This window comes from Anaerococcus urinomassiliensis, from assembly GCF_900128425.1.
Lineage (GTDB): Bacteria > Bacillota > Clostridia > Tissierellales > Peptoniphilaceae > Anaerococcus > Anaerococcus urinomassiliensis.
In genome coordinates this window covers 1,406,068-1,422,046 of record NZ_LT635782.1, presented here as the reverse complement: position 1 = coordinate 1,422,046, position 15,979 = coordinate 1,406,068, and the positions used below count along the sequence as shown (strand labels likewise).

Here is a 15,979-nt window from a genome sequence, read left to right as displayed (position 1 = left end):
TTAGGTGCTTTTTTAATATCAATTACTTGACATTGTAGGGAAAAACTACCATTAGTGAGTATTTAAGGACTTATGAAACAAATTCAGATAGATATAAATTATGTCAGATAAAATGGGAATCTAATAAAAAAAACCAAATATATGTCTACAATCGTAAATTTCGAGAAAATAATTTTAGAAATGAAGTAGGAATCCCAGGTGTATTTACATTAGGGGAAGATTCAATAGAAGATATCGACGCTATTAAAAAACTTAAAGAAGAATTAAGAGAAAAAGAAGAAAAATATAATAATACTAAAGAATCCATTGAAAAGAAAAATAATGAAAAAGAAGAGTTAGAGAAAAAATTTAAGGAAGTAGCATGGAAACAAATTCTTAAACGTAATGAAAATGATTTCAGTAATGCTTTTGAAGGTTTTAGAGGAAATAAAAATAAATTTATCGAAGAATTAAAAACACGTATCAATGATCCTAATGGAGAATTAAACGAAAGGAAAAATCTGATAGAAAGATCTTCTGTGCTATTTAAAAGAAAGCCAGTTAGTGTTGGAAATTTGTATGAAATACCAGAGAATTTATTAAAAAATGTTATAAAAATAAGTGAAGATTCAATTTGGAATCAAGTTATTTTTGGTAGTGGTGACGTAGAAATAGCTAAGCTGATTAAAAAATTGCATAATTCATCTTGGGTTAATAAAGGTATGGATTATATTGAAGAAAACAGCTCCGTGTGTCCATTTTGCCAGAAGAATACGGTAGATGAGAATTTTAGAAATGAATTAAATAATTTCTTTAACAATGAGTATGAAGAAAAATTAGACTATATGAAATTGAAAAAGAAAGAGTTATTTAATAACGTAGATTTAATATTAAATGGTCTCCGTAATAATTTAGAAATGACGGAATCTTGCAATATTGCTGAATTAAACATGAATACATATAATGCACTAATAGGTAAAATAGAAGCACAATTAGAAAGTGTTAATAATAAAATAGAAAAGAAGATTAAGGCTCCAGAAAATAAAATTTCTTTTTCTGAACTAGTAGAATCGTTTAATGAGATTAATAATTTGTTATTTAGTTATAATGCTAAGATTAAGAAGAATAATAATTTAGTTAATGAATATAATAAAGAATATGGAAAATTAGTGGATGATGTTTGGTGCTATTGCATTTATGATTCAGAAACTTTTATAAATCAATATAAGGAAGACATGAATTCAATTCATAAAGCCTTAAAAGGTATGAGAAAAAATCTTACGAATAAGTTTGATGAAATTGAGAAAATTAAAAAAGAAATAAGTGAGAAGTCAAATAATTTAACAAGTGTACAACCTGCAGTAGATCAAATAAATAAAACTTTAGTAGCTTATGGATTTACGAATTTTGAAATTGAACCATATTCAGAAGTTGAAGGAGAACAATTAAATAAGTATCGAATCATTAGAAATGATGGTACAGAGGCTAATCATACTTTAAGTGAAGGAGAGTCGACTTTTATTACTTTTTTGTACTTTATGCAATTGACTAAGGGCTCTACGAATAAAGAATTTGTTAATGAAAAGAAAATAATTATTTTAGACGACCCTATAAGTAGTTTAGATAGTAATATACTATATTTGGTTAGTGCTATGATCAAAGAGTTAGTCATTGAAATAAAAAGTGGTAAATCCGATGTAGAACAATTATTTATATTAACTCATAATGTTTATTTTCATAAAGAAGCATCATTTATAAACGGAAGAACAACGGAAGATAAAGATGTTAATTTTTGGATTGTAAGAAAAAATAATGGTATATCAAAAATACAAAGTTATGACATGGTTAATCCAATTTCATCTACATATGAATTATTATGGAAAGAGCTTAGAGAAGATCAAAATATTTCAGTTGTTTCCATGCAAAACACTATGAGAAGAATTATTGAAAACTATTTTAAAATAATTGGTAAAAAGCAAGATGACTACATAATATCAAAGTTTAAAACTAAAGAAGAAAAAAATGTTTGTGAATCACTTTTGTATTGGATAAATGATGGTTCTCATACTATATATGATGATTTGCACATAGATATGCACTCTGATATAAGTGATATATTTAAAAGGATTTTTAGGGATATTTTTGATAAAACTGGTCATATTGAACACTATAATATGATGATGGGTATATCAGAATAGGTTAATTTAAAAAATATATTACTTTATCCTAAATGTTGTCATTTTTAGGACATTTAATTTAATTGGGATAATATAAAAAAATATTTATTGAATAGTACCATATTTTGGTGCGGAAGAAGAATTGGCAGGCTATGATGCTTAATTGTTAAAAAAATAATAAGCTTGATTCCTCTTTTATGGAACAAGAGCTCTATATAGAAGAAATCAATAAGCAATTTGTAGGTATAAATATAGTCAGATATACTATTATTGATTATAATAATGAAGATAAAAATGAAGTTTATAATATTGACCAAGATATTATATTTGACTTTGTAATGATGAAATTTATTATTTCATAAACTTCAATTATAACCAATAGCTAAACAACAATTGTCAATTGAGCTAGAAAATATAAAAGCTAGAGTAATGGATTTAATGGATAAGGTAAAGTGAACAAATTTGGTACAAAAAGCTTATTCATTTTCCGGTACTGGGACTGGGACGGGACTAAAAATTTGAAAATGTCCTATAATTAGGTGGATATAGTGATACTACAAAAAATAGAATCTAGTATTTTGAACGGTTTGAGATATGTCGTACGTTTGGAAAAGAAGAATGGGAATAAATCGACCGTTGATTTCGGTCGATTTATCCGAAAATCAGCTGCAGTAGCAGCGAGAGAGTTTGCGCAGCAAACGGGATATTCGTTAGTCCCATCATCTTGGGTGGAAAATGCGAAGAATTTTTCATCTCTGAGATAAGCGAAGGAGCGAAGCTACAAGCGAATCCAGAGAACTAAGCGAAGAAACTAGAAAAGAGTTTCTGAAAGGACAATATCCTGTGTGGTAGTTTACCCGGAAAATAGCGTAGCTGCGATTTTCGTTAGTAGCAAAAAAATTATCTTTAAGTGAAAATAAAAACCTAGTTGAAAGATTTATAAAAGAAAATCTAACGTCACAAGGAATGATAGTAGATTATGCAATCCATGCTGAGAGTCGAGACAAAAATGGGTAATAATCTTTTGTAGGTTGAAAGCTTTACTAGGCTAAGGATAGATTTTTTACGAAAATTGTTACTTGTCCTAAAGCTTGGTAAGGTTCTAATTCTAATGGAAGTGATGACAAAATTATGAAAGAAAAACTCATTATTCAAAAATTAAGAGAAGATCGCAGAAATGAAACCTACACAAATAGAGGAATTAACCCAATATTCCAGCTAAATCCAAAATCAAAAATTTTGATAATTGGGCAAGCTCCTGGGGAAAGGGTTGAAGAAACTGGTATTTTATTCAATGATAAGAGTGGGGAAAATCTTGTCAAATGGTTGGGTATATCGGAAGACGTTCTCCATAGTGAAGATTTTTCTATAATTCCAATGGATTTTTATTATCCTGGAAAGGGAAAATCAGGCGACAAGGCTCCTAGATCTTTTATTGCAAAAGAATACCATCCACTATTATTAAATGAATTGAAGGATATAAAGTTAACTATTTTGATAGGAGCCTATGCTCAAAAGTTTTATTTGAAGGATAAATTTAAGAAAAATTTAACTGAAACAGTAAAATCTTACAAAGAATTTTTGCCAGAATATTTCCCAATAGCCCACCCAAGTCCTCTAAACAACAGGTGGATAGCAAAAAATCCTTTTTTTAGAGAAGAGGTCTTGCCTGAGTTAAAGAAAATTGTAAAAAAGCTAAGATAAATTGTGTTTGTAAAAATTTATTGTATACCATTTTTTTTATGGTAATGGTCATCAACAAGGAGAGAAAATATGAAAAAAATAAGTGCGAATATTTTAGACGGCAAATTTGAGCATTTGGTGGATGAGGATAATTTACAAATAACCCACCTACAAATCAAAAAGGGCGAAGAAATACCAAGTCACAAGTCAGATAAAAGTGCAGTAGTTGTAATTTATAAGGGCAAGGTAGATTTTAAGGAAGAGAACGGAAACCAGATAATAATCCCAGGTGATATAATCACAATGGATCCTAATGAAATCCATGCTCTTAAGGCTCTTGAGGATAGCGATTTGATGGTTATAAAAGTAAGAATTTAAGAATATATTTAGCTAAGATAGGGGCTGTTGCAAATTGATAGATATCTAACGTACCATCATTGGAGTGCACTCCCAGAAAGTTTGAGGTTTAGCCCGCCGGCTGACAGAGACCTTTCTGGGAGAGTGCTCGAATGATATAGGAACGGTTTATCTATTTTGCAACAGCCCGTTTTTGCGTACATATTTTCATTTTAAAAATATTGATTTTATATAATTATGTAGGTTATTAATTAGATCATTAATTAAGTTTATTAAAATATTGAAAAAAATAAAGACCATGACAGGATATTTGAGGAAACATTTAGATTATATAGCAAACAAGATGTAAATGATAAACTAAAAGTGGTCCAATAATCGATTAATTCTAATCGAAAAATGGTCCACTTGTTTTAGTTTGTACTCCGTATGTAAAGTATAGGTACGCAGGTATGTGAGGTGATTAAATTAATGGACAAACATGCAATAATAAAACTTAAAAATCAAGGATATTCAAATAGAGAAGTATCTAGAATACTTAAGATTAATAGGAAGACTGTAGCTAAATATTGGAATAAGTACCAGGAAGATGTTAAGAATTTAGATAATCCTAATTTAGATAGAGCATTAGTTCAAGAAGAAATTGCCAAGGCGCCTTCCTACGATTCTTCTAATAGAAAGAAGATCAAATATACAAAAGAAGTAGATGAGTATCTTGATCAGATTTTAGAAAGTGAGAAAAGAAAGGATTCTATCTTGGGTAATCATAAGCAAGCTTTAAGCGTTGTTCAGATTCATAAGATGATTGTTGATAAGGGTTTTGATATATCTTATCCTTCAATAGCAGTTTATGTTAGAAAGAAAAGAGAAGCTTCTAAAGAATGCTTCATTAAGCAAGTATATGATTTTGCTGATAGGTTAGAATATGACTTTGGTGAACTTAAGCTTGTAATCGATGGCAAACTTGTTAGTTTAAATATGGCTGTTATGAGTTCCCCAGCATCTAATTTTAGATGGGCTTATCTATACACAAGTCAAAATCAAGATGTATTCTTTGATTCACAAGTAAGATTTTTTAATATGATTGGAGGAATGTATAGAGAAATAGTCTATGATAATATGAGAAATGTTGTTAGTAAGTTCATAGGTAGAAATGAAAAAGAACTTAACCCAAGATTAATAGAGTTTGCCAACTACTATGGCTTTTCAGTCAATGTAACCAATTGTTTTTCAGGAAACGAAAAAGGTCATGTTGAAGGAAGTGTTAGGATAATTAGAAAGGATGCTTTTTGTGAAAAATACGAGTTTGATTCAATTGATCAAGCACAAGAGTACTTAAATTCTAAACTTATCCAGTTAAATAAGGACTCTAAGATTAATGAGGAAAAGAAACACCTTCTAGTCCTAAGACCTACTTATGAACTATCAAAAGTATCTTTTGCTAAGGTAGATAAGTATTCTTTAATACAAGTTGATAAAAACAAGTATTCACTACCAGATTACATGGTAGGAAAAACTGTTCTTGTTAGAGCTTATGCTAGGGAAATTAAAATATATGTAAATGATAAACTTCTAGCCGTTCATAAAAGAAAAGATGGTGCTAATGAATATAGCATTGACATCACTCATTACCTAAAATCATTAGCACGCAAACCAGGTGCAATTCGTAATTCTCTCGCCTTAAAAAGTCATCCTGATTTAAAAAACATCTTCGATAAATACTTTACCTCTAACCCAAAGAAGTTCATAGAATTAGTAGAGCTTAACAAAGATAAGGATATTGATCAAATAGTTGATATCTTAAATAACTATTCTAACACTAAGAAAGAACTTGATGTATTAGATATAGTGAAAACCGATAAAAAAGAAGCTGACATAGAAATAAAGGCAAGAAAAATAGTTGCCTCCTATGACTGCCTTGTAATTGGAGGCTAAGATGAATATTAAAGAAGCTTCTAACATACTTAAGCTCTCTTATCTAAGAGAGTCATATGAGGATTTAATAGAAGAATCATCAAATCTAAACTTATCTAACGAAGAATTCTTAAAACTTTTCTTAGAAAGAGAGGTAGAAAGAAGGAAAAACAACGGCATAGCAAGAAGAATAAGAAATGCCAAATTTATCAACAAGAAATTCTTAGAAGACTTTGATAAAACAAAATATTCTTTAGAACTAAACAAAAAATTTGAATATCTTGAAACACTAAAATTCATAGATAACAAAGAAAACATAATCATGATAGGAACACCTGGTTGTGGTAAAACTCATTATGCAACTGCCTTAGGTATTAAGGCATGTATTGCTGGAAAGAATGTACTATTTACCTCTGTTCCTAACCTTGTGATAGAACTACAGGAGGCTATGAGTAAAAATCAAATTACTAACTACAAGAAGAAATTTGAAAAATATGACTTGGTGATCTTAGATGAGCTAGGTTATGTTTCCTTTGATAAGATAGGCTGTGAGATTCTTTTTAACCTATTATCATCTAGAAATGATAAGGGTTCGATAATTTTAACAACGAATTTAAACTTTGAAAGATGGGAGGAAGTTTTTAAAGATCCTATGCTTACTGGGGCTATAGTAGATAGACTTGCTCATAGGGCCCATATTATGGATATGTCTAGAGAAAAATCTTATAGGATGGAAGATACAATGGAGTGGTCAAAGAATATATGAAATATATGTAAAAAGTCTTTCCCCTAGGGGAAAGGACAAGTGTGGTCAATATCTTTACTATATGTGGACCACTTTTCGATAATAACTGTGGACCAATTTTCGGTTGACATTTACAGATATTGTTGACAAATTTTAACCGAATGTATTCCTAGAATTGAATTTAATGAAATTATATTGAACACCATTAAGGTACCTATAGTTTTACAAACACAGTACATTAAAGCGTAATGCAAGTTACATAAATTAAATTTTGTCGTATTCTTTATTTAAAAAAAATGAAATTGGAAGCTCAGTAATATAAGATTTATCATCTTCAGTTAATTCATTTAAATAATATAACGCATCTTCATATCTATCTAATAATAAATTAGCTGCGTATTTGTATATTATTCCAGGAACTTCTTTATCAATTTTTATTAAGTTAGTTCTATCGATATCAGTTAATTTATTTTGTCTTTTTAAGGTCTGATAGTAATTAAGCTTGTTGGTATAATAGTTATTTTCATTTGGATCATTTTCGAAAATCCAGTAAGAAAAATCTTCTGCAAACAGCAAAAGGTCTTTTTTATGATTTTCATTTGTACAAATATCAGAAGCCTTCAAAACCTCAAGTAGAAAATGAGTGCTATCTGAATATTTAATATTTAGATCTTGTATGCTTTTGAAAGATTTCTTAATGAGATAGTAATTCAAGTTGCTAATCTTAGACAGTAAATCTGAGTCAAGTATTAAGTATTTTGATGTATCAAATTTTTTAGAGGGATCATCGACGCTAGAAAAATAAAAATGATCGAATTCTACTCTGTTGTAATCATATAATAAATATTCATCATTTTGTTTTACAGCTATTATCAATACTGAATATAAGCCAATATTTACTGGTCTGACTATTATTGATTTGTCACTATCCATTTTTATCTTATTACCATCAATAATCGAATACACAAGTGTAGTTAAATTTGTCCATTCATTAATTGATAAATCTTTTATATTAAAATCATCATAACACTTCATATCATCCAACATCTGTGTGCATTTTTTAAAGAAATCTAATCTTTCTCGTTCGTAATTTAGATCAAAGTCACCATCAGATTTATTTGATATATCAAAATCTATAAATGCATTGTCAAAATAAAAACCTTTATTATCAAGTGCGGATATTATGAAGTCCAAATCTCTGACAATTTCCCTTATATTGTTACTTAAATCTATCTGTGTGTACATGGTGTCATTTTCAGTAATAACAATATAAATACTATTACCTATTTTTATTTTTTCTTGATTCTTTGACTTGAATGCTCTAATAACTTTATAATAAGTTTTATCTTGGATTTTAATATCTACTTGATAATCATAAGAAAGAGTAATATTTGTTAGAATTTCTTTAATAGGTTGTGCAATTTTATTTTCTCCTATTATAGCATAAGCATACACCTCATCATCGAATATAAACCTATAGAGACTTTCTCCTGGTAATCGGGTATTAAAGAAGTTTAGTTCTTTAAAATCATTATCATTTTCTATGTCGATAAGTGAAATAAGCTCATTATCACTCAGCCTTGCTTGTCTTAAATTATTATCTAGAAACTTATAAAAAATTTTTTCAAGTTCAAGTGTATTATTAGGTAATTCTTTTAATTGAATTGTTATCTTTTTTTTCGCTTTAGAATTTCTAAAAATCCTATTAAGTTTTACGGGTAATAGGTCAGAATAATATATTTTTGTTTCGTTATTTTCATCTATAAAAACTACAAAATAAATAGCCCCAGCTTCCTTTTGAAAGTTTTTTAAGTCGGAAAGATTAACTTGAAATGTAATGTTCTTTTTTGGGAGTTTTCTTCTAGTACCTTTAACTTGAATAGGTACTCTCCCCATAATCATGTCTTTAGAAATATTTAAGTTGCTATCTATGCTTGGATAAAGAACATGAACACTACCGTCCCATGAAGGCTCTTTATCATTAGAGCTAATAAATGGATTCAAACGATTCGATTTATTTAATGCTAAATTTAATGCGCTTACAGAAATATCTTCAATTTTTTTTGTATCCAATATATTCTCCTGAAACTTACTATATTATTTATTACTTTTTTCTCTGTTGCAAGATTTACAGAGCATTTGCCATTATCTAGAGTTGTTTTACCATTAGCAGACTAAGGGATTATATAGTATGCTTCCATTAGACTTATTTTAAAGGAATCACGTCTAGCTTCCCTTAGATAATTTTGAAATTGTGTTTTTCTATAGCCGCTAGCTAGTAAAGGTTTTTTGTACTTGGCACCTTCCCCTCAAAAGAAAAATTTACTTCCATTTGATGTTATTTCTTGAAGAACTTCCATATAACTAATTAAGTTTGTTATTTCAAATTTTTTCATGTCATAATTATACCGTTTAATGAGCGATATAATACCTTATAGGATTGTTAGATAATGCATATTTTGTTTATATATCTTGCTAAGATAAACTAGTGAGTGTTAAGTTAAGTAAAAATAATGGTCTAGAATTAATAATAAAGGCGTATGGAGATACTTATAATCAAACTTATGAATTAAAAAATCAGGACTTTATTATAAAAAAACATTAAAAGCAGAAATAATATAAAAACAAATACTTGAATAATAAAATAATATTAGATATTCTTTCTGGTCTGAATAACGTATATTAATTTATTTAGAATTCTAGATCAAAATAAAAATAAACAAGATTAGTATCATTCTTATGAAATTTTATAATTTCCAAACGTTAATATAGGATTGTTAGAAAAAGAAAATATTACTCCATGAATGATTGAACAAATAATAAGGACAGCAGATTATAACAACCGTAAATTGTTATTATAACTATGGATTTTAGTAAAAAATATATTATGATAAGAGTAAGTGATATAATTTTGAAATTATATCATGAATTAATTTAACAGAAATTAAAATAAGAGCTATAGTCTGAATCTTTTTATGGAAGGATAATAATGATAATAAAAGATATTGAGTACCCTGAATTATTAGTAGAAGCAATAAAAAATGATAAACTTGTGATTTTTTGTGGGGCTGGCATATCAATGAGTGAACCAACCAATCTATCTAGCTTTAACGAACTTTCGTATAAAATAGCTGAATTGACCAATCAAGAAAAAAGAAATGATGAGTCCGATGAGCAGTACTTAGGTAGAGTTGAAAATTTAGGTCATGATGTACACAGTGAAGTTTGCAATATACTCAGTGCAACTCATACTAAACCAAATACAAATCATGAGGCCTTGATTGATTTTTTTAAAAAAGATATTCGTATTGTTACCACTAATTATGATAGCATGCTTGAAAGTGCATTAGAAAAAAAGGATAGAAAAGCAAAAGTATATTCATATCCAGCACTTCCGTATGGTGATAAATTTAATGGAATTGTTCATTTACATGGCGAGGTTGAGATTCCTCAAGATATTGTTCTTACAGATTCTGATTTTGGAAAATCTTATATGTATCGTGGAAATATAACAATGTTTTTAAGAGATTTATTTGAGTCAGAATATACTGTGCTTTTCATTGGCTATAGTTATAATGACATTGTAATGAAATATTTCACAAGATCATTACCAGATTTATCTGGTAAAAAAAGATATATTTTTACTAGTAGTGACCAAGCTAGTAACTATAAACCACTAGGATTAACTCCTATAATTCATGAAAAAAATAATTATAAGCAAATATATGATTCCCTACTTAGAGTATCTAATTTAGTAACCAGGGATGATAATAGCTGGAGTTTAAGAATTAAGGACATTTCAGAAGAAGTACCCAATAAAATAAATGATGAATTTGACTTCGAAATCAGAGAAATATTAAACAATATACACTATTCTGATAAGCTCTTTTCAAAAATAAAAAGTAGGGATTGGGCAGAATACCTTTTTAATGAAGGATATTTTGATGAGATTTTTTCTAATAATAAAGTAGATAATTTTGGTATTCAAAGAATAGAATGGTTATCTAGAGAAATAATTATAAATGAAACTGATCTATTTTTAAAATTTTGTTATGATAAAGATTTTATATTGAGCAAGAAATTACAGATAGAAATTGCGACAATAATTTGTAATAAAAATACTAAAATTGAAAAAATCGAAAAATTAATTAATTTAATTGATTTTAATAATTTAGATTTTATGTTGGTAGGTCGATTGTTAGATGTTTGTTATACAAATAGACCTAAGTTAGATTTTGTTGCAGACGAAATTTATTCTAAAAGTTTATCGTTCGTATTAAATAAAAAAACAGTCATCTCTACGGATAAAATAGGTATAGATTTTAAGTTCGAAAACTACATTATGGAAGAGTTGTGGAATAAGTACAAATTGTTTAAGAATAAATATTATATCAATATATTAAATAATATATCAAATCAACTCTATAACTTGAAAAGATATAAAATTATGGGATTTAATGTAGAAGAATTTGAATTTGCTTCGTTCTATCCAAGACCTGAAGAGTATCTAAGCAATCATGAACAATTTCTTATTATTTTCAAAGAACTTTTATTAGGTATGGATAATAAGAATAAAGAATATTGGTATCAAACATATATTTCGTCAGATATTTCTATATTACTTAGATCTTCCTTGTTAATATTAAGGCACATGTCTAACATTACAGGTAAAGAGAAATTAGATTTATTAAAATCTAATAATATTAAAATTCTTGATATAAGCTTTAAGGAAGAGTTATTTTGGCTATATGCAGATATCTTCCCTAAATTGGAAGATGATGATAAAAAAATATTTTTAAATGAAATAATGAATGAAGAAAAACTTTCTAATAATTTTACTGACGAATCATACTTTTATCAAAAATATAACTTACTAATTTGGCTACAAAGGTTTGATGAAAGCAATCAGGATATTATTAGTAATATAAATTCTATTAAAGAGAAATATGATTATTTTCAACCACGAGAAAACCCTGAAAAATCAATTGGACCTATTACAGTAAGATGGGGAGATGCTCAATTACCATATACTGACACAGATATAGTTAATAGCTTAGAAATAATTATTGACGAATTATTATCCTATGAAGGAGATGGGTTTGAACGAGCGGAGAGAATAACACTGATTAGAAAATTAGAGAAAATTTGTTCTGAAAATGAAAGTTTTAGAGAGAAACTTATAGAATTATTAATCAAGGAAAATGAACTAAATACCGATTTGTGGAGAGGCATTATAATGTCTTTAGAAAAATCTAATTTATATGAACAGAAGTTAATATATACTTTTGAGAAGATATTTTTTAATCCGCTAGTTGTTGATATTTATAATCTTGAGCTATCTCGTGTTATTTTTTCAATTGTAAATACAAGAAAGAGTATTAGTGATAATCTTGTAGATTTCTTTTATGAAAAGATCAAATTATTATGGAACGATTCTAGTAATACAGAAGAAAAATCACTTGGTTATATGACGAGAGCATTGAATTCATCTAAAGGTAATTTAGCTCTATCAACAATAAAACTAATAGAAATTTCAATAAAGAATAGCGATGAAAAATGCTTAAAGGATAGTTTTAAAGTTTTTTTAGAACAAATGTTAAAAGAAGAAGGATATAATGATTCTTTAGTTGTTATACTAGGTAATGTTTCTTTCTTTTATAATATTGATAGTGATTGGTGTGAAAAGTTTATTTTAGATAAATTTAAATCAAATGATGATGAAATACTAAAAATGGCATGGAGTGGTTTTGTACATCAGTCATATTTATATACAGAATTTGCGTTGGTTTTTGAACCTATATACCACGAAGCTATAAAAAACATTGATATTTTTGAGAAAGATATAAGACAATTGATATTTAAGGGATATATGTCTTTAATTTTCAACTTTTCAGAAGATGCTATGGGAGATTATATTCCTAATATATTTAGTGGTGATATGGCAGAGGAAACATTAGAATTATTTTATTTTGAGTTATCAAATGGTATTGACCAATTAGATAAAACGGGAAGAAAAGAAATATTTGATAAATGGATAAAGGATTTTTTAGATAGACGTTCACGAGATTATCCAATAAAAACATCTAACCATGAAAAAAACCTTATTATCAAATTTTTAGCGAAATTTCCTTACTTTACTAGCAATCTAGATGAAATATTAAAAAAATTTGATAAAGGGTTTACTATAGAGCAATTTACTTTATATTTTTTCACAATAGATATTGAAATATCAAAAGATAATGTAGATCTAATAAATAAATTAATGATATTTATTACTAATCAAATGATAAATAATACACAGGAGTTAATAACTTATGATATTAAAGAAGATTTGAAAAGTGTATATTATGAAATTTTAAAATATGAATCGAATGCAGATAACTTAGAAGCAAACCTTAGGTTTATGAATATTATTCAATAGAGTCCCATGCGTCGCAAGACATTTAAATAAAATTTATTTTAGAAGTATTAAAATTAAGCTCTTAGAGTAACTTTACTAAAAAACTAACAGCCTGGAAAAAAATACGACGGATACATACCAATTAACTTAAAGAAGTTTTTGGTGTTGATAAGGAACAAATACCTAGTTTTATAAAATCAGTTATTGAAAACGGAAGATTAGTTTCAAGTAGAAAAAATGGAATGAAAATTACAAAAATTTATGACTATGGTGGGAAGCATTATGTTCTTTGTGCGGTTGGAACAAATGGCTTTATAGTAACTGTTTACCCAAGATAGGAGTTAATTATGAAAAAATTAGAGATAATATTAGATTTAGGTGATGGACCATTAGTGAGTAAGTATTACGACGAAAAATCTGATCGCTTGCTTACAGGCATAGATGTTGTTGACAATGATGAATATATCCAAAAATTAAATAATGAAATTCAAGATTTATATTCATCATATTATAAAATTGATTACAATGATGAACCCGTATATTTTGACAAAGACCAAGAGAAAAAAGATAAATACAAAATGCTTGATCTTCTTAAAAAACTCATAAAAAGGCTTAATGAATTAAATGATGGCTCATTCGAGATTTATGATAGAGAAACTGAGAGAGTTAAAAACTTATAAAATTTTCTCCGGTACTGGGACTGGGACGGGACTAAAATCTTAGCAAGTCCTATGATTATATATATTTAAGGATATTATAAAAATTGTATATTAACAAAATTCAAGCTTAGTATAGGATCCTTGGTTTTTTATCCTGCTATAATTTTAAATGAGGCTACCTAGCCCTCCCTAATGTTTCAAAACACTCTACTAGGGTATATTTATTGCAGTATTTTGTGACAAATAGTTTATTGTGATAAAGGGAGATGGATTATGACTAAGAAAATTGGTTTTATTGTAGGGAGTCTGAGGAAAGATTCTTATAATAAAAAAGTTGCAGAGAATATTGTTGAACTTTTACCAGAAGGATTTGAGGCAAGCTTTATTGAAATAGGAGATTTGCCTTTATACAATGAAGAATATGATGATGGCACATTAGAAACTCCGGAGTCTTATACTAGATTTAGAGATGAAATGGAAAGTGCAGATGCTTTTATATTTGTTACTCCTGAGTACAATAGGTCCATGCCAGCTAGTATCAAAAATGCAATCGATGTTGGATCAAGGCCATATGAAGATATGAAGTGGGCTGGTAAGAAGCTTGCTGTTATAAGTGCATCTCTTGCTATGACTGCAGGACTAAGGGCAAATTATGAGGTAAGAACATCATTAGCATTTTTAGGGGCCAATGTTTTGGCTCAACCAGAAGTTATGTTATCAGAGATTCACAAGTGCTTTGATGAAAATGGCAATATGATCGAATTTACAAGAGAATTTTTAGCAAGCTTTGTTGAGAAATTTGTAGAATTTATAAAATAATTTATTTATAAGCTGTCAGTCGATACTGATGGCTATTTTTTTGTGAAAGTTTAAATATCCTATGAGTGTGTTTATATTAAATCAATCAACTTATCTGTTATAATAAAATAAAACATAGTGTTTACAGAAAGAATGATTTTAAATTCTTAGAAAAAATATTAGAAAAGAGGAAAGATGGTAAAAGTTGTCGTATTACTAATGCTAATTGTTCCGAGCTTTTATAACTTCACAGTCCAAAGAAATAATATAATTAGGGTAAAAAAGAACTCATATCTAGGCTTTATCTTGGCTATTTTTGCCGCTATTACTAGCCTTTTCTGGTATAGGTTAGATAGGAGTCTTATGGGTTTTCTGATTCTGATATCTGCAATCTTGCTTGCATATACTATAGAATTTTTACCAGGCATTGGCAAAGATGATATCATCGTTTTTATGGGCAGTCCTATCCTAAAATTCATTAACTTTGATCAGATAAAAGATGTAAGCCTAAAAGAAAGTTACAGTGATATTAAACTTAGGATAAATGCATTTGGAAATACATATAAGCAAGTCTATGAAATAAAAGATATGGATGCAATCATAAATATCTTATATGAAAACAGATTAATCAAGGGAGATGTAGATGTTGGATAATAAAGGTTTTGACCTATGGTCAGATGATTACGACAAGAGCGTTGGCCTATCGGATGATGATAATACATATCCCTTTGCTGGATACAGGGAAATTTTAAACCAAATTTATAATGAGGTCCTATACTTACCGGCTAAGAAGATTTTGGATGTAGGTTTTGGAACAGGAACTCTTACTAGCCGTCTTTATGAAAAAGGAATAGAAATATATGGCCAAGATTTTTCAGAAGAAATGCTAAAAATTGCTCAAGAGAAAATGCCTGATGCACACCTATACTCCAAAGATTTCTCGGATGGTTTAAGTGAAGAACTTCTGGCAAATAAATACGATGCTATTATCGCAACATATTCCCTTCATCATCTAGAAGATGAAGATAAGGTTGACTTTATAAAGTTACTGTTTCCATTATTAGATGATGGAGGAAAGATTTTGATAGGAGATGTCGCTTTTAGGACTCGCCATGACTTGGAAATTTGCAAAAATCACGCTGGGGATTATTGGGATTATGAGGAATTTTATTTTGTCTATGATGAAATCAAAGACAAATTCCCAACTTCTACTTTTGATCAGATGTCCCATTGTGCGGGTATAATAATTATTGAGAATTAAATATTTCTT

At 28.3% G+C, this 15,979-nt stretch carries 12 protein-coding genes and 1 pseudogene; 12 read left to right on the top strand and 1 reads right to left on the bottom strand.

Annotated features, from left to right (window positions below; translation table 11 throughout):
- The first annotated feature begins 50 nt into the window (after nucleotides 1–50).
- From BQ7474_RS07715 to istB, 7 genes and pseudogenes are all read left to right on the top strand, one after another.
- On the top strand, nucleotides 51–2,177 hold the full coding sequence (locus BQ7474_RS07715) for an AAA family ATPase (RefSeq protein ID WP_073998338.1): 2,127 nt from the start codon (nucleotides 51–53) through the stop codon (nucleotides 2,175–2,177).
- Between the two features lie 176 nt (nucleotides 2,178–2,353).
- Entirely contained in the window at nucleotides 2,354–2,518 is a 165-nt protein-coding gene (locus BQ7474_RS10635) for a hypothetical protein (RefSeq protein WP_159429557.1), read from the top strand.
- A 532-nt stretch (nucleotides 2,519–3,050) separates the two neighbouring features.
- Nucleotides 3,051–3,170, top strand: a pseudogene (locus BQ7474_RS07705) (MobA/MobL family protein); the annotation flags it as partial.
- Nucleotides 3,171–3,287: 117 nt separating this feature from the next.
- Nucleotides 3,288–3,860 (top strand): uracil-DNA glycosylase family protein, encoded by a 573-nt coding sequence (locus BQ7474_RS07700; protein ID WP_073998336.1) that lies wholly within the window; start codon nucleotides 3,288–3,290, stop codon nucleotides 3,858–3,860.
- A 69-nt stretch (nucleotides 3,861–3,929) separates the two neighbouring features.
- Nucleotides 3,930–4,217, top strand: a complete 288-nt coding sequence (locus BQ7474_RS07695; protein WP_073998335.1) for a cupin domain-containing protein — start codon at nucleotides 3,930–3,932, stop codon at nucleotides 4,215–4,217.
- 447 nt (nucleotides 4,218–4,664) lie between these two features.
- Nucleotides 4,665–6,128 (top strand): IS21 family transposase, encoded by a 1,464-nt coding sequence (gene istA / locus BQ7474_RS07690; RefSeq protein WP_073998334.1) that lies wholly within the window; start codon nucleotides 4,665–4,667, stop codon nucleotides 6,126–6,128.
- A gap of 1 nt (nucleotide 6,129) precedes the next feature.
- The gene (gene istB, locus BQ7474_RS07685) at nucleotides 6,130–6,873 is read left to right on the top strand and encodes an IS21-like element helper ATPase IstB (protein WP_073998005.1); all 744 of its coding nucleotides are present in this window, start codon (nucleotides 6,130–6,132) and stop codon (nucleotides 6,871–6,873) included.
- Between the two features lie 243 nt (nucleotides 6,874–7,116).
- Here istB and BQ7474_RS07680 read toward each other — a convergent pair whose 3' ends face one another.
- A complete protein-coding gene (locus tag BQ7474_RS07680; protein WP_073998333.1) occupies nucleotides 7,117–8,925 on the bottom strand; it encodes a DUF4365 domain-containing protein in 1,809 nt (602 codons plus the stop codon).
- Between the two features lie 916 nt (nucleotides 8,926–9,841).
- Between BQ7474_RS07680 and BQ7474_RS07675 the strand changes: the two genes are divergently transcribed.
- The 5 genes from BQ7474_RS07675 to BQ7474_RS07655 all read left to right on the top strand — a co-directional run bounded on the left by BQ7474_RS07675 (nucleotide 9,842) and on the right by BQ7474_RS07655 (nucleotide 15,970).
- A complete protein-coding gene (locus tag BQ7474_RS07675; protein ID WP_073998332.1) occupies nucleotides 9,842–13,273 on the top strand; it encodes an SIR2 family protein in 3,432 nt (1,143 codons plus the stop codon).
- 326 nt (nucleotides 13,274–13,599) lie between these two features.
- A complete protein-coding gene (locus BQ7474_RS07670) occupies nucleotides 13,600–13,932 on the top strand; it encodes an RNA helicase (RefSeq protein ID WP_073998331.1) in 333 nt (110 codons plus the stop codon).
- Nucleotides 13,933–14,184: 252 nt separating this feature from the next.
- On the top strand, nucleotides 14,185–14,730 hold the full coding sequence (locus BQ7474_RS07665; protein WP_073998330.1) for an NADPH-dependent FMN reductase: 546 nt from the start codon (nucleotides 14,185–14,187) through the stop codon (nucleotides 14,728–14,730).
- 174 nt (nucleotides 14,731–14,904) lie between these two features.
- Complete coding sequence (locus BQ7474_RS07660) at nucleotides 14,905–15,363, top strand: hypothetical protein (protein ID WP_073998329.1); 459 nt, start codon at nucleotides 14,905–14,907, stop codon at nucleotides 15,361–15,363.
- Nucleotides 15,353–15,970: a class I SAM-dependent methyltransferase gene (locus tag BQ7474_RS07655; protein WP_073998328.1), complete on the top strand. Its 618-nt coding sequence runs from the start codon at nucleotides 15,353–15,355 to the stop codon at nucleotides 15,968–15,970. Before BQ7474_RS07660 ends, BQ7474_RS07655 begins: the two co-directional genes overlap by 11 nt.
- The last annotated feature ends 9 nt before the right edge of the window (nucleotides 15,971–15,979 follow it).

Bases quoted from the DNA above. Each gene is read 5' to 3' on its own strand.
- BQ7474_RS10635 (WP_159429557.1), top strand. From the start codon at position 2,354: ATGGAACAAGAGCTCTATATAGAAGAAATCAATAAGCAATTTGTAGGT.
- BQ7474_RS07700 (WP_073998336.1), top strand. From the start codon at position 3,288: ATGAAAGAAAAACTCATTATTCAAAAATTAAGAGAAGATCGCAGAAAT.
- BQ7474_RS07695 (WP_073998335.1), top strand. From the start codon at position 3,930: ATGAAAAAAATAAGTGCGAATATTTTAGACGGCAAATTTGAGCATTTG.
- istA (WP_073998334.1), top strand. From the start codon at position 4,665: ATGGACAAACATGCAATAATAAAACTTAAAAATCAAGGATATTCAAAT.
- istB (WP_073998005.1), top strand. From the start codon at position 6,130: ATGAATATTAAAGAAGCTTCTAACATACTTAAGCTCTCTTATCTAAGA.
- BQ7474_RS07675 (WP_073998332.1), top strand. From the start codon at position 9,842: ATGATAATAAAAGATATTGAGTACCCTGAATTATTAGTAGAAGCAATA.
- BQ7474_RS07670 (WP_073998331.1), top strand. From the start codon at position 13,600: ATGAAAAAATTAGAGATAATATTAGATTTAGGTGATGGACCATTAGTG.
- BQ7474_RS07665 (WP_073998330.1), top strand. From the start codon at position 14,185: ATGACTAAGAAAATTGGTTTTATTGTAGGGAGTCTGAGGAAAGATTCT.
- BQ7474_RS07660 (WP_073998329.1), top strand. From the start codon at position 14,905: ATGGTAAAAGTTGTCGTATTACTAATGCTAATTGTTCCGAGCTTTTAT.
- BQ7474_RS07655 (WP_073998328.1), top strand. From the start codon at position 15,353: ATGTTGGATAATAAAGGTTTTGACCTATGGTCAGATGATTACGACAAG.